This is a genomic window from Chondrinema litorale (assembly GCF_026250525.1).
GTDB lineage: Bacteria > Bacteroidota > Bacteroidia > Cytophagales > Flammeovirgaceae > Chondrinema > Chondrinema litorale.
Window position 1 is genome coordinate 127,385 of sequence record NZ_CP111053.1, and the last position, 21,778, is coordinate 149,162.

Consider the following 21,778-nt stretch of genomic DNA (forward strand, 5'->3'; position numbering starts at 1 on the left):
TTCCCTCTTCTTCTCCTTCAATATTTGCTGGTTTTTTTCGCACATGAATAATAATGTGCACACGAGACCTATTTTTAACTTTTTTATAATGTGCTTCATAAGGAAATACGCTTTTCAAACCTTAGATTCGCTACCCGAAACTATTTTATTATCTTTCAATTATTTATTATCCTCCCTATGAAGTTAAATTTTACTGTAACTAAACTTCTATTTACACTCAGTTTAAGTGTACTATGGAGTTTTAGCAATGCACAAACACCAGTTTTTATTAACGAAATCCACTACGATAATGCCAGCACAGATGCAGGTGAAGCAATAGAAATTGCGGCTCCTGCTGGAACAGACCTTACCGGATGGAGTATTGTATTATACAATGGAAGCAATGGCTCAGAATACGATACAGAAACATTATCTGGCACTATCACAGACCAAGCAAACGGCTATGGATTTTTAAGTATTTCTTATCCAGTAAATGGAATCCAAAATGGTGGCCCAGATGGAATTGCTTTAGTTGATGCTAGTAGCAATGTGATTCAGTTTTTAAGTTACGAAGGTAGCTTTACTGCTGTTGGTGGTGTGGCTGATGGTCTTACTTCTACAGATATTGGTGTAGCTGAATCTAGCAGCACTGAAATAGGTTTTTCTTTGCAACTTTCTGGCGCTGGTTCAGATTACGAAGATTTTACTTGGGCAACCGAAGCCGTTGCTACATTTGGCGCTGTAAATAGCAGCCAAACTTTCGGCGAAGCAGTTATTAATATCGTAATTAACGAAGTGGATGCTGATAATGAAAGTACAGATGCTGCTGAGTTTATCGAATTATATGATGGTGGTGCAGGAAATACACCGCTCGATAGTTTAGTAATTGTATTATTTAATGGTAGCAACAATGAAAGTTACGATGCCATTGATTTAGATGGATACAGCACTGATGAAAATGGTTATTTTGTTATCGGTAGTGCACTTGTAACAAATGTAGATTTAGTTGCTTTCACTACAAATGGTATTCAAAATGGAGCTGATGCAGTTGCACTTTATGAAGCCGATGCAACAGATTTCTCTTCTGGAACTACAATTACAACAGAAAACCTGATTGATGCTTTGGTATATGACACTGATGATTCAGACGATGCTGAACTTTTGGTTTTACTAAATGAAGGAGAACCACAAGTAAATGAAAGTGCTAACGGAGCTGGTACAACAGAATCTATGCAACGCTCACCAAATGGAGAAGGAGGTGCATTAAATACTTCTTCTTACATCACTGCTATTCCAACTCCAGGTATTAGCAACAATGAAGTACTTCCTACTGCTGAGATTATTATCAATGAGGTCGATGCAGACAACCCAAGCACAGATGATAGAGAATTTATTGAGTTATACGATGGTGGAGTTGGTAATACTCCATTAGATGGTTTGATAGTCGTATTATTCAACGGAAGCAACGATCTAAGTTACAATACCATAGACTTAGCTAGTTATTCTACAGATGCTGAAGGTTATTTTGTAATTGGTAGCGATAGTGTAGAAAATGTAGATTTATCTGCCTTCACTACAAATGGTATTCAAAATGGAGCTGATGCAGTTGCACTTTATGAAGCTGATGCAACCGCTTTCCCTAACGGAACTGCAATTACTACTGAAAATCTGGTTGATGCGATTGTATATGGTACTAATGATACAGACGATGCTGAACTACTTACATTGTTAAATGCAGGTGAACCTCAAGTAGACGAATCTGCAAATGACAACAGCACTACTGAATCGATGCAAAGAATTAGTAATGGAAGCGGTGGAGCTTTAAATACTTCAACTTACCTTACTGCTACACCAACTCCAGGTGCAGAAAATGAAATCGTTGTACCAGTTGCTGATTTCGTAATAATCAACGAAGTAGATGTAGACAATCCAAGTACAGATGATGCTGAGTTCATCGAATTATACGACGGTGGCGTAGGTAATACTTTGCTTAATGGTTTAGTAGTAGTTTTATTCAATGGAAACGGAGATGCAAGTTACAATGCCATAGACCTTGATGGTTACAGTACTGATGCAGATGGCTATTTTGTAATTGGTAGTTCAAGTGTGGCTAATGTAGATTTAGCAGCTTTCACCTCAAACGGTTTACAAAATGGTGCTGATGCAGTTGCCTTATATACTGGTGATGCAACAGACTTCCCTAATGGTACAATTGCTACAACCACTAACATTATAGATGCGTTGGTTTATGGTACTAGCGATTCTGACGATACAGAACTACTTACTTTATTAAATGCTGGTGAACCTCAAGTAGACGAAAACTTAAATTCTAATGGTACTGCGGAATCTATGCAGCGTTTGCCAAATGGCGAAGGTGGCGCATTAAATACTTCTTCTTATGGCGTAACAACTCCTACTCCGGGCGAAGTAAATGGTGGTGGTGTGGTAGTAACACCTGACTTAATCACGATTGCAGAAGCAAGAGCTTTGGCAGATGGTAATTTGGTAACTGTTACTGGTAAATTGACTGTTTTAGATCAATTGGGTGGTCCTGCTTATCTACAAGATGCAACTGGTGGTATTCCAGTTTTTGATGCAGCATTACATGCAAACAATCTATACGAAATTGGCGATTCTATAACAATTACTGCTGAAAGAACCTCTTTTAGTGGACAAATTCAATTAGGCAATATCTCCGAATTAACTTTAATTGATTCTACTGCCATTCCTTATGAGCCAATAGCAATTACGCTTTCTCAATTAGCAGCTTACGAAGGTTTACTTATTACAATTGTTGATGCTACATTTCCAGAAGAAGGTAATTTACTTTGGGGTAATACTAATTTTGTTTTAACAGATGCATCTGGTTCTGGTGAATTACGAATTGATGCTGAAGTAACCGATTTAGTAGCTAAAGCACAACCTGCAATTTGTGATGTAACTGGTGTAGTAGGCAACTATTTAGGTACTCCACAACTTTTACCTCGCATGCTATCAGACTTACCTTGTGCCACTGAGTTTACTCCACCAGCAGGTTCTGAACCATCAGCCACTGCTTTAGATATTGTAACTTGGAACATCGAATGGTTTGGTGCTACTGGAAATGGGCCTTCGCCAGAAGAGACGCAGAAAGACAGTGTAAAAGCTAAAATAATAGAACTAGATGCTGATGTTTATGCATTCCAAGAAATTTCTAATGCTGATTTATTAACTCAATTAGTGAGCGAGTTAACTGACTACGAAGTTGTATTCTCAAGTGCAGTTTCATATCCTCAAAATAATGATCCAAGCAGTCAAAAACTGGCTTTTGTTTACAAAACATCTGTAATTAATGTAGTTGATACTTTTGCATTATTAAGTAGTATTCATCCATATTACAATGGCGGAGATGATAGTGCTTTAACTGATTTCCCAGATGATGATAAATCTAGATTCTATGCTAGTGGCCGTCTTCCATTTATGATGGTGGCTGATGTAACAATCAACGGTGCGCTTGAAAGAATGCACTTTGTAAACTTACACGCAAGAGCTAATAACAGTAGCGATCCGCAAGGCAGATACGATATGCGTAAATATGATGTAACTGTGCTAAAAGATTCTTTAGATGCTTATTATGGTGATGAAAATGTAGTTTTATTAGGCGATTACAATGACGATGTAGATGTGACAGTAGCAGATATTTCTTCTACACTTACATCATACGAAGCCTTTGTAAATGATACCGATAATTATAGCATTAAAACCGCTTCTTTAAGTAACAGTGGTTTTAGGTCTTATGTATTTCGTGAAAACATGATTGATCATATTACACTTTCAGATGAGTTATTCGACAATTATAATTCAGGTTCTGAAATTGTTCACTATGAGTTTTATGATGGAGAGTATGCTAATACAACTTCAGACCATATGCCTGTTTCATTGAGCTTAAGCTTCGAGGCCCCCTCATACGTACAAGGTCTTTGGTTCTATGCACTTTGTTCGGTTGAACCTGCTGTAGAAAGAAGATGGTACTTGTATAATCCTAATGATTTTGCTCTAAAAGTTGATTGGTTAGTAAAACACTCAGACGAAGAAGGCTACATTTTCGCTCAACCAGGGGAAAACATTTTTACAACACCTGCACATAGCGGTAATAACCTTGTTTTTATTGAATGGACAAACCATAGAGGTAAAACTCAGAAGAGGGCTAATGTTTCATCAGCTTATTATAAATGCTGGTGGACAAATGGTAGAGTTGCTGAGTCTGAATTGGAAACTGAAACTGAAGAAGAAATTATCTCTTCATTCCAGATATTCCCTAATCCGGCAAACAATCAGCTAAACATATTTATGCCTGCATTTGAGGGTGATGCTTCTGTAAAAGTGTTCGATTTAACTGGTAAAGTGGTATATACACAAACCGTATCAGCACAAAAGTCGCAAATCAATATCAATCAATTGAAAAGCGGTGTTTATCTGATCAAAGCTTCTGGTAATGGATTTACATTTACTGAAAGATTTGTGAAAAAATAAATAATTGATAAAAGTTAAAAAGGCTATCTCTGCATTAGAGATAGCCTTTTATTATATTCGAAAAAGTATCATTTAACCTCTTCTTCTTTCTAGTAAGATCATCATCATTAAACCCAACATAATCTTTTCTGAGTCTTCTGTTTTAAGCATTCCAATCTTTACTAGCTCAAATTTCCTCCCGAAAAAAGAAGGCTTTTTAGTAAGTCTAACAATTGGTTCACCACTTAAATCAGTCACCATATATGATGGATTAAACAAATATCCAGTAAAAATTCCTAGTATAGGGATTTCTGCAAACAATGCATCCATCACTTTTACCCATCCATTTTCTTCACTGATAGAAAACTGGTGTTCTTGATGCTCATTTATAATCTCGTAATTAGCCTTCCACAACGATCTCCAACCTTTACGAACTACCTTTCCAAATTCATTTCCATTGGCATCAAAAAAAGCATAAGCCGCCGAAAAATCTAGCCATCTGTCTGCTCTAATTCTGTAATTCTCTTGCGATCTAGACTCATCGCTATAAATTTGGATGTCTTCTTTAAACTTAAACATCTTTTGTCTTACATAGGCAATCGTATCGTCGTTAGCATCACTTGCTATAAAATCGTTTGCAAAAGTTGAGATTTTAAATTTAAAGTTTACCGGAAATAAAATGTTTTGCATGAGATTGAAAATTTATTGATATAAGTTTTGGTTATTTGCGTGGTAAAGTTGAATAAAATTTTAGTAATTAATCTATTTCAGGTAGATTTTATTATACTTTTTGAAAATAACCATTTAATATCAAATAAATTGCCGTAATTATGGAATCTGTTTTTAAAGGTTAAAACTTCTTTTTTACGAAAAAATCTATCCAAAGCAAACCCATTACAATAAAGAAAGCAAAAACATAAATTGGAGTTTTAAATGGCTGATAAAACTCCGCTAAGAAAATACTTATACCAATAGTTATCACTTTTAGAATTGAAGAAAATAATCTGTATCTGAAATTGGAGCTTTTTGGTTTCTTTGTTAACTCCTCAAAATTTTCAATATAATTTTTATCAATCAACAAATCATTTTGATAGGCATATTCATAGAATTTGAAGGCAATATCATATCTCTTGCTTTGAAAATGAGCTCTGCTAAATAGTAGCAATAAATCTGTTCCGAATTCTTTAACCATTTGCTCCGGTTCAGGGTTTTCGAGAAGATTGTAATAAGTATAACTGATCTTTTGATATTGTTTAAGCTGAATGTAGCTCTCACAAATTAGCTTCAAAAGTGTTGAAATGTCTTTACTTGCCGGTTGTTGTTTAATAGCTTTTTCAATCAGGTTTCCTCTTTGCTCAATATAAGCTAATCTACTATCCACATCTAACTGATTGAGCTTATTTATTAGGTTTTCTGGGGTCATTTATTCATCAATTCTACTAAAGCTAAAATAACAGCCTTCGTCACAACTATTTTCTTTTGGAGAAATAATGAGTTTATCATCATTAAAACCATAATTATATTCAATGGTAAAACTGTCTTGATCACTACATTCTATCACATTTAAAGCTAATACGAATCTATTTTCAGAATCTTGATACATCGAGAAAGTTCCTGTTTTTACTCCTTCTTCGCAGTATACACCTTCACTGGTTGTAAAAGTCGAATCTGAATTAAAGTTATAGCTATAACCATTTTCAACAGTTGATAATGGCTCAAGAGAACCGCCATCGTATGTTTCTGTCAGTTGCCAAACTCCAAACATTGTTTCGGTCTTTGGAGTAAGCTCATTTTCTGAACAAGCAGCTAATAAACTGAAAATTAAAATGAGGTTAAAGTATCTTACTTTCATATTTTGAAATTTTATGCTTTCCAGTTTTCTATAACTAAGTCGATTAGCTTTTTAAAGCTTAAACTACAATATATATGACATAGCCAATTGCTCCAAAGATTAATGCTCCTTTTAGACTTTGTTTGAGGTTTATTTTTTTGAATTCAGAAAGAGGAAATTAGCTTCCTCTTTCTCAAAATTTAATTACATATTTCAATTAGCTTTTCTGCTAAAGTATTCAAGTTTTATTTCACCATTTTCTATAAAAAGAACAATCTCTCTATCTAAACTTGAATTAATCAAATCACACATTTCATCTTTTAAAAATGTATATGGTAATTCTTTTGATGGATTACCTTGAAGACTACTTTCGAACAGAAATTTGTTTAAAATCATGTCTTCGTTAATTGGCCCATATATGACACTAGGTTTTAATTTTGCTATTTGCTTAAAATCATTAGTTGAAGTTTCTAACTTTTTACCATCTTTAGAAAAGCTTAGAGTTTCTATTGTAGCAAAAACATCAAACTTAAATATTTTAAAATCAGCATCTAACATACCTAACTGAAGATAGGCAGTTTCTGGAGTTACAGTTAGATAAAGTTGCTTTTTCAAAAAATGAGATCCAACTACCCAATCATCTTCATTATAAATCGGTTCTAAAGGTTCTGATATAATCCATTTAACTTCACCTTTTGAGTTATATACATTTAGAAAATATCCATTATATTTTGTTTTGTATCCCTTATGTTTATCATTATCATCGTTCAGTAATCCATAAATGTATATATCTCCGGTATACTCATCTATATAAATATCGCTATGAGCACTTACGTTAACCGTAATAGATTTAATTTCTTGTCCTTCATTTGATGGCCCTAAATGTGATACATGAATATCTAAATAATAATCTTGATCTTGTAAGTCTATAAAATTTCTTTTAGATCGATTACAAGATGGAGTTACATATTTCTCTCCATTATCTAATTTTAAGCTTATTGGTAGACCTACAGTTCCATCTAAACCTACACTTACTACTTGATATGTATAATCTGTATTTCCTTTATTTTCATCAACCTTTTCTGAAGTAAAGTATAATTGATTATTATAAATGCCTTTTAAAAACCAATAGGAATTTTTTTTATCATCTTCAATGAGTGGCAAATCCAATATTTTAGATTCTAATCTATTATTTTGGATATCAACTTTATGTAAAGATATCTCTCCTTTTTTTAATGCAATTCCAGAATTATAATTAAAACCATCACTACTAATAAAGTAAAGTTCATTGTCAACAATAAAAGTATGTTGAAGAACATGGAATGTTTTTATCGCATTTTTAATAAGATATTCACCTATAACATCACCATTTTTATCCAATTTTACTACATCGACTCTTTGAGTAGCTCCTTCTGGTAACTCATCAATAACATAGTAGTTTTCATTCTTTTCATCAATCAATACTGTTGGAATGGTAGAAGTAGCAGGTGTTTGAAATGAACGTTGCCCTTCACTCTCTAATTCCGTCATCCATATTTGTTTCAAGTCATTATCAAAACGTCTTAAAATTGTGATTTTTTTTTTATAAATACCCATCTTAGCAGTTTGTAGTAAAAAGCCCTTGTCTCCTAAGTTTTTATGGGTAATATATTTTTCTCCTTTTTCTAAATTGTAAGTTTCAGATTTATCTTGAGCGAATAAAAATGCGACATTTAAAATCAAAAATGCGCTTAATAAAAGTTTGTTCATAGCTAATTTTAGTTATTTAATTTCTCCCAAACTTAGTATTAAGCATGAACAAGTTTTCTGATTTTTAACAAATATCTGTTAACTAAGGAAATACTAAAACTCTCTTTTTAAGCCAAATTCGAGCCTTAATAGCTTATTTTTGTATGATTCTTCTTCGTAAATGGTGGTAATCTGGTTCGAATATTTAAGTGAGCTTTCTAAATACCAGTTGTGCATGAGTTTAATACCTACACCTAAACCTCCAACACCATTAAGAAAGTAATTTTTCTCATCCATATAAGTACCAGACAATAAAAAATTATTGATGATTCCCGCTTCTGCAAAAGCTAAGAGCTGCTTATTTAAGAAATAATACCTAGTGGTAAGTGGTACTTCTACATAAGTTGTTTTATATTCTTTGGGAAGAACATAATAGTTACATTCTATACAGTTATCCATGTCCACAAAGTTAGCCAAGTAAATGGGTAATGTAGCATCGAATTTATACTGGGAATAATAGATGCCAGTATTGATAGAAAAGTTATTTCGCCAAACTCTTTCTATACTTATACCTGCATTCTGGTTATTTAAATTAGCTATATAATTATTATTTACAAATTGGGTTGAATTTTCATTTAGCTCTGTAGAATATGCTAAGCCAAACCTGAATTGCTGCGCAAAAGACAAATTATAAACTCCACAAAAGAACAGTAAAGCTAGTACGCTAATCTTAAATGCTAGGGTTAGTACTTGTAGTTGTTTTTTAATAATCGTAACCATAATTTTTTAATAGTCAAGACGATTAATTGTCGTAAATCGCTGCAAAATTTAAATATAAATCAATATCAATTGAACCTCTCTGTATCTCATGTGTATTTACTCACAAATAAAATTTTAATTAGGCTGAAACTCGTTGAATTTTTTTAAATGGAGCAAATTACTTTAAAAAACCTGCTAAAAGGCAAGCAACCACTTAAGACAATCTCACATTGTATAAGTAAAATACGCGTAAAATCAGGTTAACTGCAGAAACCTTCTCGATGCCAACAGTATACTTCTAGAATACTGTTTCTTGGCTTTTAATTTGATTGTGTATTATCATCCAACCGGCAAAGTACACTTCAAAAACTACCAACAATTTTTGAATTACTAATAATTATCACCCTTGGCACTGATCTATCTCCGACTCAAAAGCTCAGAACCAGTGATTACTGGTTTTCTATTGCTTATTATTTTATATGCTAATGCTCACAAAGTACAAGCACAAGGCATAAAAGGTACTGTTAGAAACGATAAACAGGAACCTATTCCTTTTGTAAATATCTTTTTTAAACAATTACAAAATGGAACAACCACCAACTTTAATGGTGAGTATTTTTTTACCACAAATCCCGGCATTTACGATGTAGTTTTCTCAGCGGTGGGTTTTGAAACTAAAACCCTACAGCTAACAATAGGCGATGAAATTCTCGAAGAAAATGTATGGCTAGAAACCTCTAGCACTGAGTTAGAAGAGATTATTATTAAATCTAAAAGAAAAGACCCTGCCTATGAGATTATCCAGTTTGTGATTGACAACAAGAAAAATAATCTCACAAGTGTACAGAGTTTTAAAAGTCAGCTTTATGTAAAGGCAACTGAGACCATGGATGTGAAGAAGAAAAATGATAAAGAAGCTGTTTCGGTTGAAGTTGCCAGTATTCCAGAAGATCCTTTTGAAGCTGAACGGCAAAAGCAGCTTTCTACTCAAAACCTCAATATGCTCGAAATTGAACTTGAGTTAAATTATGAGTACCCCAACAAATTCAAGGAAATTAGGAATGGTTTTAAAGCATATGGAAATACCTCTGGGCTTTTTATTCCGCAATTTAGTGAAACAGATTTCAATTTTTATCAGAATATGGTGGAGCTTAAAGGCATTGCCGAAGCCCCTTTAATTTCTCCTCTGAGCCGGACTTCCATTCTTTCATACAAATACAAACTCAAAGATATTTTAAAAGAAAATGGACAGGTTGTTTATAAAATTGAAGTAATTCCTAGAAAATCTGGTAATTCTACATGCGAAGGTTTTTTGTACATAAACGATGGCTTATGGAACATAAACAGGTTACATTTGGAACTGAATAAAGGCGGACTGAAGATTTATGATAAGTTTGAGTTGAAACAAGACTATAAGCCTGTAGAAGATAGTGTGTGGACACCTTACCGACAGGAGTTTATCTATGAAAGCCGAGCGAACAAAAGCAAAACATTTAAGGGAAATACCATTATACATCAGAAATCGTATCAAAAAGATTTTGACTTCCCTCCCAAGTTTTTTGGTAATGAGGTGTCTTTAACTACCATAGAAGCTTACCAAAAAGACTCGACTTACTGGAACAATTCTCGGCCAGAAGCACTCACCATTGAACAACAAAAAGCAGTACTTTACAGAGATAGTGTTGAAGCTGTAATAAACAGTAAAGAATACAAAGATTCGGTGCAAGCAGCCTATAATAAAATTACTTTGGGTGAGGTGCTTATCCATGGAATAGGCTTTAGAAACATGGAAAAGAAAACCGATATATATATTACTTCTTTAACCAATTTGATCAACTTTGAAGTAGTTGGAGGTTTTCGATTCGGCCCATATGCATCCTTTTTTAAGCGGTGGGAAAATGGCAAAATGATGAGAATTAGTGGTAGCGCCAACTTTGGAGTGAGAAATGTAGATTTACAGGGAAACTCAAGATTTTGGATGCGGTATAACCCACATAAATTAGCCGATTTCTATTTTTCTGGTGGAAGATCTTTTTACTCTGTAAATCCTTTTGATGCATACTTGAATCTGTTAAAAACTTCTAGTTACTATCTAAACGATCATTTTCAAGTGGGGCATAATTTCGAATTGTTTAACGGTTTCTACATACATACTGGAGCAATGTTTAACAACAGGCAATCACTAGATGGTTATGATGTAACTTCTGTGATTAATGAAGTAATAGATGAAGAAGAACCAATTGTTTTTAAAGATTATCAGGCTTTAATCACTGAACTTAAGTTTTCGTACACGCCATTTCAGCGATATACCACAGAGCCAAATCAGAAAGTAATACTGGGAAGCAAGTTTCCTACTTTTAGCATTTTGTACAAAAAAGGTTGGAATGGATTTGCTAGTAGCGATATCGATTTTGATTATGTGGAAGCCGGTATTTCTCAAAATCTTATTTTTGGTATGCTAGGTAATTCTAAATACACTGTGCAGGCTGGCAAATTTTTAAATACCAAAGGTTTGGAGTATATCGACCTTAAAAGATTTAGGCAGTCTGATCCATATCTTTACTCTAATCCATTGCATTCATTTCAGTTGTTAGATACTTCACTGGTTGCTAATGGAATTTTTTTAGAAGCTCATCATATCCACCATTTTAACGGAGCTTTAATTAACAATATCCCTTTAATTAAAAAACTGCAACTAAGGGCTGTTGCCGGAGCTGGTGCTTTGTGGATTAAGGAAAGTAATTACCGACACGAAGAAATTTTTGGAGGTGTAGAACGTGTCTTTAAACTTGGTGCAAGAAGAAGACTAAGATTAGGCGTGTACGGTGTGTTATCGGAGTCTAGTAAAACTGGTGCAAATACTGGTTTTAAAATCTCTTTCGATATAATAGATACATGGAAAAAAGACTGGTCATATTAGGGTTTACTGGCTAAAAATACATTTTTACCTAGTGTCAAAATAAGGATGGAAGAAAACAAAAACCAGAATTGGGAATTAGAATTTACAGCGTTTAAAGTATAAAAAAAGCTTGTAGAATAGATGTTATTCTACAAGCCAAGTGAGTGATTAACTTTTTAAACCTTATTTTTACTCTGATTCTAAATACAAATGCTCGTTTTCTTCCTCCTTATGTCTCTTTTTGTATAAAGCAATATTCTTCATTTCTGGACCACTTATATCTTGAAAGTCTACTGATAGTACTTGTGTGGTAATGCCTTCATTCTGTTCCCAGATTTTTGCATTTTTAGCTTGCGGCCCCATAAGACTTTCAGAATCTTGTCTTGTTACCAAAACAGCAGATTTTCTTTCCCATGGTTTTGAATTTTTCATTTTTGGACCTGTAATATTTTGTGAAAAGGTATTAAATGAAAATAATAATAATCCGATCTTTAATGATAATTTTAAATAGTTCATTTCTGATAATTTTTAAGTAGATAATTTGACAACTAAGATTATGAGTTGATTTTGCAATAACTCAAATTGTAATTCAAAGATACGGTATTACTTAGCTTAGCAGCTAAAAAAGCAGGTAGACATAAAGTGATCCGATACGAGTGTGTGCGTAGACATAAAGTATACAAAACACTACAAAATAGGGCTTTTTTAGGGGTTTTTAAGCTTTTCATAAAAGTTGAAAGTTTGTAATTAACGTTGTCATTTTTAATTAATCGAAGCTATAACACAGAAAAACTTAGTGCAACCTTTTTATAAATATCTTTTCAACATCAAATAATTTATGTGAACTTCAACTTTTTTTTAGCAGCCCTTCATTTACGAAAAATCTAAGTAAATTGACTTATTTGCTAATACCCTAAAATTAGCTCTTTATATTTCTTTGTATTTTATTTTGAAATTATTTCAGTAAAAATCTCTCTTTTCATCTTAATTTCTAAATCTTCCATCATTATTTGAGGATCTAAATTTATCCTTTTATACTCTGTTAAAACAGCAATTTTTGCTTGAGTTAATGAGGTTTCATCTTGCCATTCGGCGATTGTTATGTAAACAGTATTCCCATTTTCATCAAATCGTTGGTAAACATTGTCTTTTATAAAGCCTGAAAGTTTCCTTATAAAAGCTCTGTTATATTCCATTCTTGCAAGGAAAGTTTCTACTGCATTTGCTGGTACTATAAATTCATCAATAAATATTTGCTTCATTGTTTTAGTGATTTAGAGTTACAAAAGCTGTAAAACTATTTCGACACCAAAGCAAAAACTTGTAAAAAAACATTGATTTACCAGTAGCGCGGATTTTTAAAGAAAACTCTCGGAGTGTTACCTGTTGTATACTTAAAATATTTTGAAAAATGAGCCTGATCATAAAAGCCATTAAGGTAAGCAAGCTCGGTAAGAGAGTTGGTTTTTGAGTAATCTGATAGAATACTTCTTAGCCTGAGTAAGTCAGCAAACTGCTTTGGAGAAGTGCCAGTTATTTTTCTAAATCTTTTTTCTAATGGATCTTTACTTGTATTTAATGTTGGATAAAGTTCACCTATTCTAATTTGCCCTTTTGAGTGTGTTATAAGTCTAGCAGCTTCTTGGACTAAATAATCTATCTTTTCATTTTTAAGAAGTGAACAAAGCCAAGTCTCTAAAATTTGAATGGATTCTCTAAAACTACTTGCTTCACATAATTTCTCTTGAATAAAATCAATTTCCTCTTTAGAGAATATATCTGTTACCGAAGTGGTTTTATTAGCCAATTCATTTAATGGGTTTTTAAAAAATGCTGAGGCACCAGTTGAAGTAAATTTAACTAGTAGTGTTGCTGAGTTCTTCGCATAATTAATTATGCGGGATTGTTTTCTAATTCCAGTGATAGCAATCTCTGACAAGCTTAGCTCTTTATCAGTATCATAAAATGTGATTTTACCCTTGATGGAAAAAGCCATAACCAAAGCTCCCTCAGGCAATATTTTATTCTGTATAGCTTCTAAACTTTCTATAACCAAGTAAGACTGTATATAAGGTTTTAATCTTTCGGAAGGCAAATAGCGATGGATGTTCATACTATAAATATAAGATATAATTTATGAGTTAATCCAACTGTAAGGGCACAAAAAAAGCCGTTGTGGAATACAACGGCTATACTTGTTTGGAATTCAAAAAATATGCTTACTCATTACCTTGATCAACAACATCTTCGTACTTGCTTTTAATCTCTACCAATGCTTGTTCCTTTTCTTGTTGCTGTTTCAACAACTTTTCAAGCTCATCTCCTCTACGTTTAATTTCTTCTTGTGTAGCAACCAGTTCCTCATTATTTTGTCTCATCTCTTCTTCAGTTGCCCTTAATTCTTCCGCCTGTTGTTGCGACTTTTCTAACAACAGTTTTGTTTTTTCTGAATTTTTATTGCTTATAACAGAAGATGCTATAGACTCACCTATCTTCTCTAAAAACTCTATTTGGTGGCTTTCCAGATTCTTAAAAAATGCCAATTCAATCACACCCACTACATTTTCATTATGCTTAAGAGGAATAAGAATAAGTGATGTCGGACTTGCCTCACCCAAACCAGAAGTTATCGTGATATAAGTATCTGGTAATTGTGTCATGTAAATGGTTTTCTTTTCCATGACACATCTACCCACCAAACCTTCGTTTAATCCAATTTTCTTCTGTTGAAACTTTTGTCTGTTGTAAGCAAGACAAGCTCTTAATTCTATAAATTGATCTTCGTTATCTAATGCGAAAATCCCACCTTGGTTTGCATCCATATAGTTTACTACAAACTCTATGATTGAGAAGTACCAAGCATCAATGTCATCTGTAAATTGACGCAACAATGTCGCACTTTTGGCAAAACCTTCATTAATCCAGTTTCTAACATCATTCTCTTTAGCTGCTATAATCAACTCATCACGCATTGCCACTAAAGAGTTTCCCAAAACATCATTATCGCTTAAAGGAGTAAACGATTTTTCTAGGTTCCCTTTTCCTATTTCTCTCGAAAAATCAGTATATGATTGTACACCTACTACCAATGCATTAAGCGATGCTACCATATCTCCCACCTCATCTTTTCTTTTGGTTTCAAAGGTTGATACTTCTTTGCCCAAAGAAAGGTCTTTTAATCTATTTCTAACTTCAAGAATGGCTTTTGTTAAATCATTACTAAAGTAGATAGATAAGGCAATTCCAATAATTAAAAATAGCAGAGATACCACAATCACTTTTAATACCACAGCCCAAACCAGATTTTTCATCTCAGCCCTTTTCTGCTCTACAGCTAAATGGATAGAATCTGTGTATAAACCAGAAGATATTACCCAGTTTAGTTCGGGATGTAGTCGGGAATAAGAAATCTTGTTTTCAATTTCATCTGTACCTGGCTTATTCATGATGTATTCAACAAATGCAGCACCATTTTCCAAAACCGTTTCTACTCTTTCTTGATAAAGGTTTTTTCCAATTTTATCTTTAACCACATTATATTTTTGACTATCCATAATTTTACCTGCATTTTGGGGTTTTGCAGCATGCATAATCATGGTTGGATAAGGTAGTTTGGTGTCTGTTATCCAAAAATATCCTTCTCCATTATCAAACCTGATTGACTGAAGCTGTTTTTTTACTTCTTCAATCATCATTGTTTGTACTTCTCCATCTAACTTCAATGTAGAATCAGCAGAATTTGCAAACCAAGCATCGTAACTATTATTATCTGTATTTTTATGAATATAATCTACCATGCCATAAGCAATATCGACTATATTTTTAAGGTTTGTCTTTGTTGTTTCAAATTCTTTCTCACGAAAAGATTCAATCTCTTTTTCTTCTTTATTAATAATTGAATAGATAGAAAAAATACTCACAAGCAATACTGCTACTAACATTCCAGAGCAAGTTAGTAGCAGTATTTTCTTTTTAATCCCCATAGTATAAAAAATATTTGTGCATGTAATTCTAATGTAATAGTGTAAGTATTAGCTGGTTGTATTTAGTGTTAGTGATTGAAATTAATTCAAGAAGTTAGGAGTAACAGAAATCTCAAACCATGCCCAGTTAGCAAATGCATCACTGTCTCCTTTTCCTTTAATAACTTCAAGCGTTTCGGTTCCAAACATCTGAGAATAACCACCTCTCACTTTGATAAGATCAGAAGGTTTGTAGGTAAGAGTAAAATCTATTTCGTTACCCAGTTTACTATTCATTATTTCTCCATCAATCGAGCTCGGGTTTATAACATCTGCATTGCCATAAAATCCATGGAAATCGAGATTTGCCTTTACCTTATCGCTCACTTTATGTTCGAACTTTAACATAATATCTCTAAGCCCAGAAACAGGAGTATAACCCAAATAGAAATAATCCATGTTACCAAAATGCCTGTGTCTGAAACCATATAAAATATCAAAAGTATTATTGGTATTTCCACCCAAATCAGAAGCATCTGTGCCTGAAAGAATATCGGTTCCTACTGTTATTTTGGTCTTTCTAGTAAGGTCATACTTCAATTTTAATGATGCCATGTACGCATCTACTTTTCTGTTTAGGGTGTCTTTCCCCAACTGGTGATAGTATATACCTGTTAAATGTAGTTTTTTGCCAAACTTAATCTTGGTATTGGTACCTATTGTCTGAGAATATTTTACAGTAGTATCTCCTTTTTGTAAACCTCTGTTTAAAAAGATTAATGATATTTTTGCCTTACCCAACTCCTTGCTCAACCACAAATACTGCATAGATTTATAGTAATTGTTTGTGTATATAGTGTTCGCTTCGGTAGATTTATTCTGGTTATATGCATAGGCAAGGTGTGCAGAAAAAGTTGAATCCTGAAATTTTAAAATTCCAATGTCGTGGCTTCTGCCTGCTTCTCTCCAGTTAAGTGTGCCTAACAAATAACCATCGTCGTAATTCAATTCTTGTCTACCAAGTTTGAATCTTAATCTATTTGCAACTTTTAGATCTGCCCAAGCCTCAAAAACCCCAATGTTCGCCTCGTCTACCAATTGAGACTGATCTCCCCATACTCTTACATCTTGTAACGAAACCTTAAAAGTAACAAGGTCGCTTTGCTTATAACCGAGATTTAATCTTGTTCTCTGTCCTATAAATACAGCCGGATCCTGATCTTTTTCTGGTAAATTTCTCCAGCCATGTCTGTATTGTGCACGTGGTCTGAACTCTCCAGAAAAACTTAATTGTGCATATACATTACTGGAAATAAAGAAAGTAAATAATAGAAGTGTGATAAGTAAATGTTTCAAAATAGCAATGGTTTGTGTGTTTGTTAATTTTTATACTATCCGAAACTGGCTTTGTAACTTTTTATTTTTCAGCAAGATATGAGCTAATCCCCATAAATTATGACATTGAATTATGAATGTTCTTCTATTACAAATTAATTAGAAATAGCCATAATAAATCATACATCCATATTTACTCTTTTATGATTAATTTCAATTATGAACGATTCTAAGTTTAAATTGAACGTTACAAAGAATACATAAAATCAGGCATTTATTAGTGAAAAATTGTAATCCCATCTAAAGGATTTATAAAGGGTGTTTTACTTTAATAACAATGCACAAATTGTGGTATATGATGTTATTACATATAAATTTGGCATTCTAATCATCAATCTTCATATAAAAATACTATTTCCATATATATCTGGCATACAAGCTCAAATGAAAAAATCTCTGGAAGATTACATCAGAATTTTGATGATTTCCAGAGATTTTTTCTACAAAACAGAAAAGTAAATCTATTTTACTTACTCAACTGCTTTAAATATCACTGTTGAATTATGCCCACCGAAACCAAAGGTATTACTCATCGCGATATTCACTTTACTTTCTCTAGCCTCTTTGGTAACTATGTTTAAATTACCTGGAATCTCAGGGTCAATATTTTCAGTATTTATGGTTGCAGGGATGAGATTGTTGTTGATAGATTTAATACAAAGGATTGCTTCAATAGCACCTGCTGCTCCCAGTAAATGGCCTGTCATAGATTTTGTAGCACTAATTTTTAGATTTTGGGGATTGTTACCAAAGGTTTTAAGCACCGCTTTAATCTCACTTATATCTCCAACAGGTGTCGATGTAGCATGGGCATTTAAATAATCCACCTCATCAGAAGAAATATTTGCTTCTTCCAAAGCCAAATCCATTGCTTTTGATGCTCCCAAACCTTCAGGATGTGTAGCAGTCATGTGATAAGCATCAGCCGTCATAGAAGCACCAATAATTTCAGCATAGATTTTTGCCCCACGCTTTTTGGCATGCTCATATTCCTCTACAATTAAAGCACCTGCACCTTCACCCATTACAAAGCCATCTCTTTCAGTATCAAATGGTCTTGATGCTGCTTCGGGAGACTCATTCCTTTTAGATAAAGCACGCATTGCATTAAAACCACCAATAGAAGCTTCTGTAATTGGTGACTCTGAACCTCCCGTAACAAATACTTTTGCCTTACCTAATTTTATGTAATTAAAGGCATCCATAATCGCTGAATTAGAGGTTGCACAAGCAGAAACAGAAGTGTAGTTAATACCCATAAGACCAAACTTCATAGAAATCATTCCAGATGCCATATTGGTAATTAGCTTAGGAATAAAGAAAGGATTGAATCGAGGCTGATAATTGTTATTGGTATAATTCTTTACCTCTTCTTCGAAAGTATTCATACCTCCTTGACCAGAACCCCAAATTACGCCAATATCAAATGGAGAAGATAATTTGTTAACTTCTATTCCTGAATTCTGCATAGCTTCTGTCGCCGCATATAGTGCATAAGAAGTAAACAAGTCTGATCTTTTTATCTCATTTCTATCCAAATATTTAGTTGGGTCGTAATCTTTCACCTCGCAAGCAAACTGAGTTTTAAAATTATCTATATTGAACTTAGATATTCTTCCAGCTCCACTCTTACTGCTAATAGCATTTTGCCAAAAAGTTTTTACTGAATTACCCAAAGGAGTAACTGCTCCTAAACCTGTAATAACTACTCTTTTTTCACTCATAATAAATATACTTACTGATAAGTAAGTTTTAATTTAAAATTTTTATACTCCTTTTAAAATTGTATTTCTAATTTGTGCAAAAATATTTTCTTTAGTCACCCTTGTTAAAATCAACGAAGACAATAGAGATGCAATAATCATATCTGCCTTTTCGCTTACTGTATCAGTAAAATTAAAAGAACCAATATCAAGACCTCTTTGTAAAACATTTCTTAGATAAGCCCTTATTTCTTTACTAGCCTGAGTTAATTCTATTTGCATTTGCTCAGGCAAAGTTTCGTATGATGGACCTAAGGCTCCCATAAAGCAAATCTGATTTCTCAACAACCTTTGCTCATAAATAGATATAAACTTATTAAGCTGCTCAACTGGTGATAAATCTTTCCAGAGGTTGCTTTCTTTTATCAAGTTTTGCCTCGTTCTATTGATAATCGCTTTACCTAGATCAGCCTTAGAATTAAAGTGATAATGAATTGCTGCATTTTTAATATTTAATGGGACAGATATATCTCTATAACTAAAAGCATTGTAGCCTTTAGTTCTAATAAGATCTTCTGCAAGGTTTAATATCTCTTCTCGTGTATCACTCATAAAGCAAACATACTTACTTGCAAGTAAGTATGCAAATAATTTTGAATCACAAAAAGAAACCCCATATCTCAATAGTGAAATATGGGGTTATTTAAGTAGTATATATTTATATATCAAAAAACTTGAATTAAATCTTGTTTCAACCATTTATCTGCTTCTTCTTTAGAATCGAAATATTTCATAGTACATGTACCCACTGTTTTTTCAATTCCTTTTACATAGAAATCTTTAAAAACATCTTTATCCATAACTACAGCAATTTTGGTAAGTCCAAAAGCAATTGCTTTAGGTATTATTTCTGTCTGTAGCCAAGTCGATGTTGCCGGACCAACCACACCTTCTTTCCTAATATCTGATAACCAGCCAGTAGCACCTAATTCATGCAAATATTCGATGCCTTTTATAAACATCATCTTATAAACTTCTTCATTTTGGAATTTCTTCCATACTAATTCTATCGAATTAGTGTCTTCGTTGAAGCTAAGATCAGCTCTTTCGTGTTCAATTAATAACTTCATATTCTAGCTCTTTTGATTAATACTTTAGAAAACTAACGTTGTAATATTTATATCTATTATTAAATTTTTGATACAATTATGCTATAATTATTATGAAATATAATTAATCTAATAAAATATTTTACTATATTGTTAATATCTAGTCATTTTTAATCAATAATTCAAAATTGCATGCTGATAAGCTGGATAATTGTTCCTATATATTACCTAATTATCATTATCCATCTTTTGGGAAAAGCCAAATCAGCTAATATTTCTTGAAATTATTCAAGATAGTTTTTTAAGGAAATCTATACTTTTTTTGAGAGCAACCTCTGGTTCAATTACTAAATCCTGTTCAACAAAAAAGTGTTTTACGCCAGCTTTTTTACCTTTTGCTATAATTTCTTCTATCTCCATTACCCCATCTCCGGCTGTAGTCATGTAAGGAAATAACTCCATCCACTGGCTCATATCATTACCATCTCCCGAAAATCGTTTTTTCTCTTTCATATCCTTTACATGCATCATTTTATAACGTTTAGGATATGCTTCTAATAATTCAACAGGATCAATTCCACCGGCTGTAGTCCAGTAAATATCCATTTCAAAAAATACCAAATCAGGATCAGTCTCTTCGAGAATCAGTTTGAGTGGTACTTTGCCTTCCATTTCAGAAATTCCATATCCATGATTATGGTAACCGAATTTGATACCCACCTTTTTAGCTTCTTCGCCTATCTTATTAAAATCTTCAGCTATTTTTTTATAATCGTCTAGGTTCTTTCTTTTATCATCTGGAATTGCAGGTAAAACTACATAAGTAAAACCAAGTGTTTCAGCTGCTTCTCCCAACTTGCCCATTTGTGTTTGAAGTGTATCTAAATCGGTATGTACAGAAGGAGTTTTCAGCCCATTATCATCCAGTATTTGCTTTACTTCTTTCGGAGTGCGACCAAAATATCCGCTGCCACTAAAGCCTAACATGGCACCTGCTTGCTCCCAACCTTTTTAGCAGATTCTGCGCTAAATGGATATGGACCAAATAACTCTAGCTCTTTGTAACCCATTTGCGCTAACATTTTTATACCTCCTTCAAAATCTTGATCGAGTAATTTTGGAAGTGAAAATAATTGAATTCCTATGTTTTTCATACGAAGAGTTTCTGCAGATAAAGTGTTGAGTGGAAGGAATGCCGAAGCAGATAACAAAGCTGAGCTTTGTAAAAAGTTACGTCTGTTCATCATTTTTATATTTACTAATAGTTCTAAGAATCAATTCTTAGTTTACTAAAAATTTCCATTAATTGGAAGATTTTATCGCGATGAACAAACTGTTTTTAGTTTTAAAAACAAATATTATTGTTCAATAATATCTTGTGCGAGTTTAACTAAAGGTGTGTATTCGCTTAAGTTGCCATTTCCCGAAGAGAGATTCCTATCTCCAGTACTTATAATTTTAAACTTGTTTGATTTAGCATCGAAGACATAAATTTCTGCCTGATACACCAAATCTACACTGTGATAATCGTATGTACTTTGTTTTTCTGACCAATCGAAATTTTCTTCACGGTCAATAATTTTTATAGGTTGTCCATCTACCATATAAATAATAGTAGTAAGTCTGCCAAAAGAAACCCCAATCTCTTGCCTTATCTTCTTAATCTCGCTACCAATTAGTTTAATCTCGATAATACCACCCCCATCTGTAGGCTTGTTGTAAACATCGTCGGTATTAAATTTTTGCGTCTTTAGCTTTTTATCTGAATCGATTTTTCTTACAATTTTATCTATCTTTTTTAAAGAGTCGATTTGAGCAAATAACATGTGCTGAAAACTAACACAACAGATGAAAATCAATAATCTTTTTATCATTTTTTCTGATTAGCGGTACAAATTACCTTACCTCCATCTTAACAAAAT

General features: G+C 33.1%; 18 protein-coding genes. 2 read left to right on the forward strand and 16 right to left on the reverse strand.

The features are described from left to right. The first annotated feature begins 177 nt into the window (after positions 1-177). A complete protein-coding gene (locus tag OQ292_RS32645) occupies positions 178-4,491 on the forward strand; it encodes a T9SS type A sorting domain-containing protein (protein ID WP_284688311.1) in 4,314 nt (1,437 codons plus the stop codon). 72 nt (positions 4,492-4,563) lie between these two features. Here OQ292_RS32645 and OQ292_RS32650 read toward each other — a convergent pair whose 3' ends face one another. The 5 genes from OQ292_RS32650 to OQ292_RS32670 all read right to left on the reverse strand — a co-directional run bounded on the left by OQ292_RS32650 (position 4,564) and on the right by OQ292_RS32670 (position 8,809). Beyond that, positions 4,564-5,160 carry an LURP-one-related family protein gene (locus tag OQ292_RS32650; protein WP_284688312.1) on the reverse strand — a complete coding sequence of 199 codons (597 nt, stop codon included), beginning with the start codon at positions 5,158-5,160 and terminating at the stop codon, positions 4,564-4,566. A 160-nt stretch (positions 5,161-5,320) separates the two neighbouring features. After that, entirely contained in the window at positions 5,321-5,893 is a 573-nt protein-coding gene (locus OQ292_RS32655; protein WP_284688313.1) for a hypothetical protein, read from the reverse strand. Then, positions 5,894-6,322, reverse strand: a complete 429-nt coding sequence (locus OQ292_RS32660) for a hypothetical protein (RefSeq protein WP_284688314.1) — start codon at positions 6,320-6,322, stop codon at positions 5,894-5,896. It abuts the gene before it with no gap. Between the two features lie 192 nt (positions 6,323-6,514). Next, entirely contained in the window at positions 6,515-8,050 is a 1,536-nt protein-coding gene (locus OQ292_RS32665; protein ID WP_284688315.1) for a hypothetical protein, read from the reverse strand. A 93-nt stretch (positions 8,051-8,143) separates the two neighbouring features. Beyond that, positions 8,144-8,809 (reverse strand): outer membrane beta-barrel protein, encoded by a 666-nt coding sequence (locus tag OQ292_RS32670; protein WP_284688316.1) that lies wholly within the window; start codon positions 8,807-8,809, stop codon positions 8,144-8,146. 385 nt (positions 8,810-9,194) lie between these two features. Between OQ292_RS32670 and OQ292_RS32675 the strand changes: the two genes are divergently transcribed. Then, positions 9,195-11,708 (forward strand): DUF5686 and carboxypeptidase regulatory-like domain-containing protein, encoded by a 2,514-nt coding sequence (locus tag OQ292_RS32675; RefSeq protein WP_284688317.1) that lies wholly within the window; start codon positions 9,195-9,197, stop codon positions 11,706-11,708. Positions 11,709-11,876: 168 nt separating this feature from the next. Here OQ292_RS32675 and OQ292_RS32680 read toward each other — a convergent pair whose 3' ends face one another. From OQ292_RS32680 to OQ292_RS32730, 11 genes are all read right to left on the reverse strand, one after another. Continuing rightward, positions 11,877-12,119 (reverse strand): hypothetical protein, encoded by a 243-nt coding sequence (locus tag OQ292_RS32680; protein WP_284688318.1) that lies wholly within the window; start codon positions 12,117-12,119, stop codon positions 11,877-11,879. A 512-nt stretch (positions 12,120-12,631) separates the two neighbouring features. Continuing rightward, a complete protein-coding gene (locus OQ292_RS32685) occupies positions 12,632-12,949 on the reverse strand; it encodes a hypothetical protein (RefSeq protein WP_284688319.1) in 318 nt (105 codons plus the stop codon). Between the two features lie 77 nt (positions 12,950-13,026). Next, positions 13,027-13,800 (reverse strand): helix-turn-helix transcriptional regulator, encoded by a 774-nt coding sequence (locus tag OQ292_RS32690; protein ID WP_284688320.1) that lies wholly within the window; start codon positions 13,798-13,800, stop codon positions 13,027-13,029. Between the two features lie 106 nt (positions 13,801-13,906). Next, positions 13,907-15,628, reverse strand: coding sequence for a cache domain-containing protein (locus OQ292_RS32695; RefSeq protein WP_284688321.1), 1,722 nt, complete (start codon positions 15,626-15,628; stop codon positions 13,907-13,909). A 123-nt stretch (positions 15,629-15,751) separates the two neighbouring features. Continuing rightward, complete coding sequence (locus tag OQ292_RS32700) at positions 15,752-17,005, reverse strand: alginate export family protein (protein ID WP_284688322.1); 1,254 nt, start codon at positions 17,003-17,005, stop codon at positions 15,752-15,754. Positions 17,006-17,514: 509 nt separating this feature from the next. Further along, positions 17,515-18,768 carry a beta-ketoacyl-ACP synthase II gene (fabF, locus tag OQ292_RS32705; protein WP_284688323.1) on the reverse strand — a complete coding sequence of 418 codons (1,254 nt, stop codon included), beginning with the start codon at positions 18,766-18,768 and terminating at the stop codon, positions 17,515-17,517. Between the two features lie 42 nt (positions 18,769-18,810). Then, positions 18,811-19,359, reverse strand: a complete 549-nt coding sequence (locus OQ292_RS32710) for a TetR/AcrR family transcriptional regulator (RefSeq protein ID WP_284688324.1) — start codon at positions 19,357-19,359, stop codon at positions 18,811-18,813. Positions 19,360-19,472: 113 nt separating this feature from the next. Beyond that, on the reverse strand, positions 19,473-19,877 hold the full coding sequence (locus tag OQ292_RS32715; RefSeq protein WP_284688325.1) for an STAS/SEC14 domain-containing protein: 405 nt from the start codon (positions 19,875-19,877) through the stop codon (positions 19,473-19,475). A 267-nt stretch (positions 19,878-20,144) separates the two neighbouring features. Further along, positions 20,145-20,843 (reverse strand): sugar phosphate isomerase/epimerase family protein, encoded by a 699-nt coding sequence (locus OQ292_RS32720; RefSeq protein WP_284688326.1) that lies wholly within the window; start codon positions 20,841-20,843, stop codon positions 20,145-20,147. Further along, on the reverse strand, positions 20,837-21,103 hold the full coding sequence (locus tag OQ292_RS32725; protein ID WP_284688327.1) for a hypothetical protein: 267 nt from the start codon (positions 21,101-21,103) through the stop codon (positions 20,837-20,839). The genes OQ292_RS32720 and OQ292_RS32725 overlap by 7 nt, the downstream gene beginning before the upstream one ends. A gap of 111 nt (positions 21,104-21,214) precedes the next feature. After that, positions 21,215-21,682: a hypothetical protein gene (locus tag OQ292_RS32730; protein ID WP_284688328.1), complete on the reverse strand. Its 468-nt coding sequence runs from the start codon at positions 21,680-21,682 to the stop codon at positions 21,215-21,217. Between the last annotated feature and the right edge of the window lie 96 nt (positions 21,683-21,778).

What these genes read in the sequence shown, in the direction of transcription:
- OQ292_RS32645 (WP_284688311.1), top strand. Translation starts at nt 178, where the DNA reads ATGAAGTTAAATTTTACTGTAACTAAACTTCTATTTACACTCAGTTTA.
- OQ292_RS32650 (WP_284688312.1), bottom strand. Translation starts at nt 5,160, where the DNA reads ATGCAAAACATTTTATTTCCGGTAAACTTTAAATTTAAAATCTCAACT.
- OQ292_RS32655 (WP_284688313.1), bottom strand. Translation starts at nt 5,893, where the DNA reads ATGACCCCAGAAAACCTAATAAATAAGCTCAATCAGTTAGATGTGGAT.
- OQ292_RS32660 (WP_284688314.1), bottom strand. Translation starts at nt 6,322, where the DNA reads ATGAAAGTAAGATACTTTAACCTCATTTTAATTTTCAGTTTATTAGCT.
- OQ292_RS32665 (WP_284688315.1), bottom strand. Translation starts at nt 8,050, where the DNA reads ATGAACAAACTTTTATTAAGCGCATTTTTGATTTTAAATGTCGCATTT.
- OQ292_RS32670 (WP_284688316.1), bottom strand. Translation starts at nt 8,809, where the DNA reads ATGGTTACGATTATTAAAAAACAACTACAAGTACTAACCCTAGCATTT.
- OQ292_RS32680 (WP_284688318.1), bottom strand. Translation starts at nt 12,119, where the DNA reads ATGAAAAATTCAAAACCATGGGAAAGAAAATCTGCTGTTTTGGTAACA.
- OQ292_RS32685 (WP_284688319.1), bottom strand. Translation starts at nt 12,949, where the DNA reads ATGAAGCAAATATTTATTGATGAATTTATAGTACCAGCAAATGCAGTA.
- OQ292_RS32690 (WP_284688320.1), bottom strand. Translation starts at nt 13,800, where the DNA reads ATGAACATCCATCGCTATTTGCCTTCCGAAAGATTAAAACCTTATATA.
- OQ292_RS32695 (WP_284688321.1), bottom strand. Translation starts at nt 15,628, where the DNA reads ATGTTAGTAGCAGTATTGCTTGTGAGTATTTTTTCTATCTATTCAATT.
- fabF (WP_284688323.1), bottom strand. Translation starts at nt 18,768, where the DNA reads ATGAGTGAAAAAAGAGTAGTTATTACAGGTTTAGGAGCAGTTACTCCT.
- OQ292_RS32710 (WP_284688324.1), bottom strand. Translation starts at nt 19,359, where the DNA reads ATGAGTGATACACGAGAAGAGATATTAAACCTTGCAGAAGATCTTATT.
- OQ292_RS32715 (WP_284688325.1), bottom strand. Translation starts at nt 19,877, where the DNA reads ATGAAGTTATTAATTGAACACGAAAGAGCTGATCTTAGCTTCAACGAA.
- OQ292_RS32720 (WP_284688326.1), bottom strand. Translation starts at nt 20,843, where the DNA reads ATGTTAGGCTTTAGTGGCAGCGGATATTTTGGTCGCACTCCGAAAGAA.
- OQ292_RS32725 (WP_284688327.1), bottom strand. Translation starts at nt 21,103, where the DNA reads ATGATGAACAGACGTAACTTTTTACAAAGCTCAGCTTTGTTATCTGCT.
- OQ292_RS32730 (WP_284688328.1), bottom strand. Translation starts at nt 21,682, where the DNA reads ATGTTATTTGCTCAAATCGACTCTTTAAAAAAGATAGATAAAATTGTA.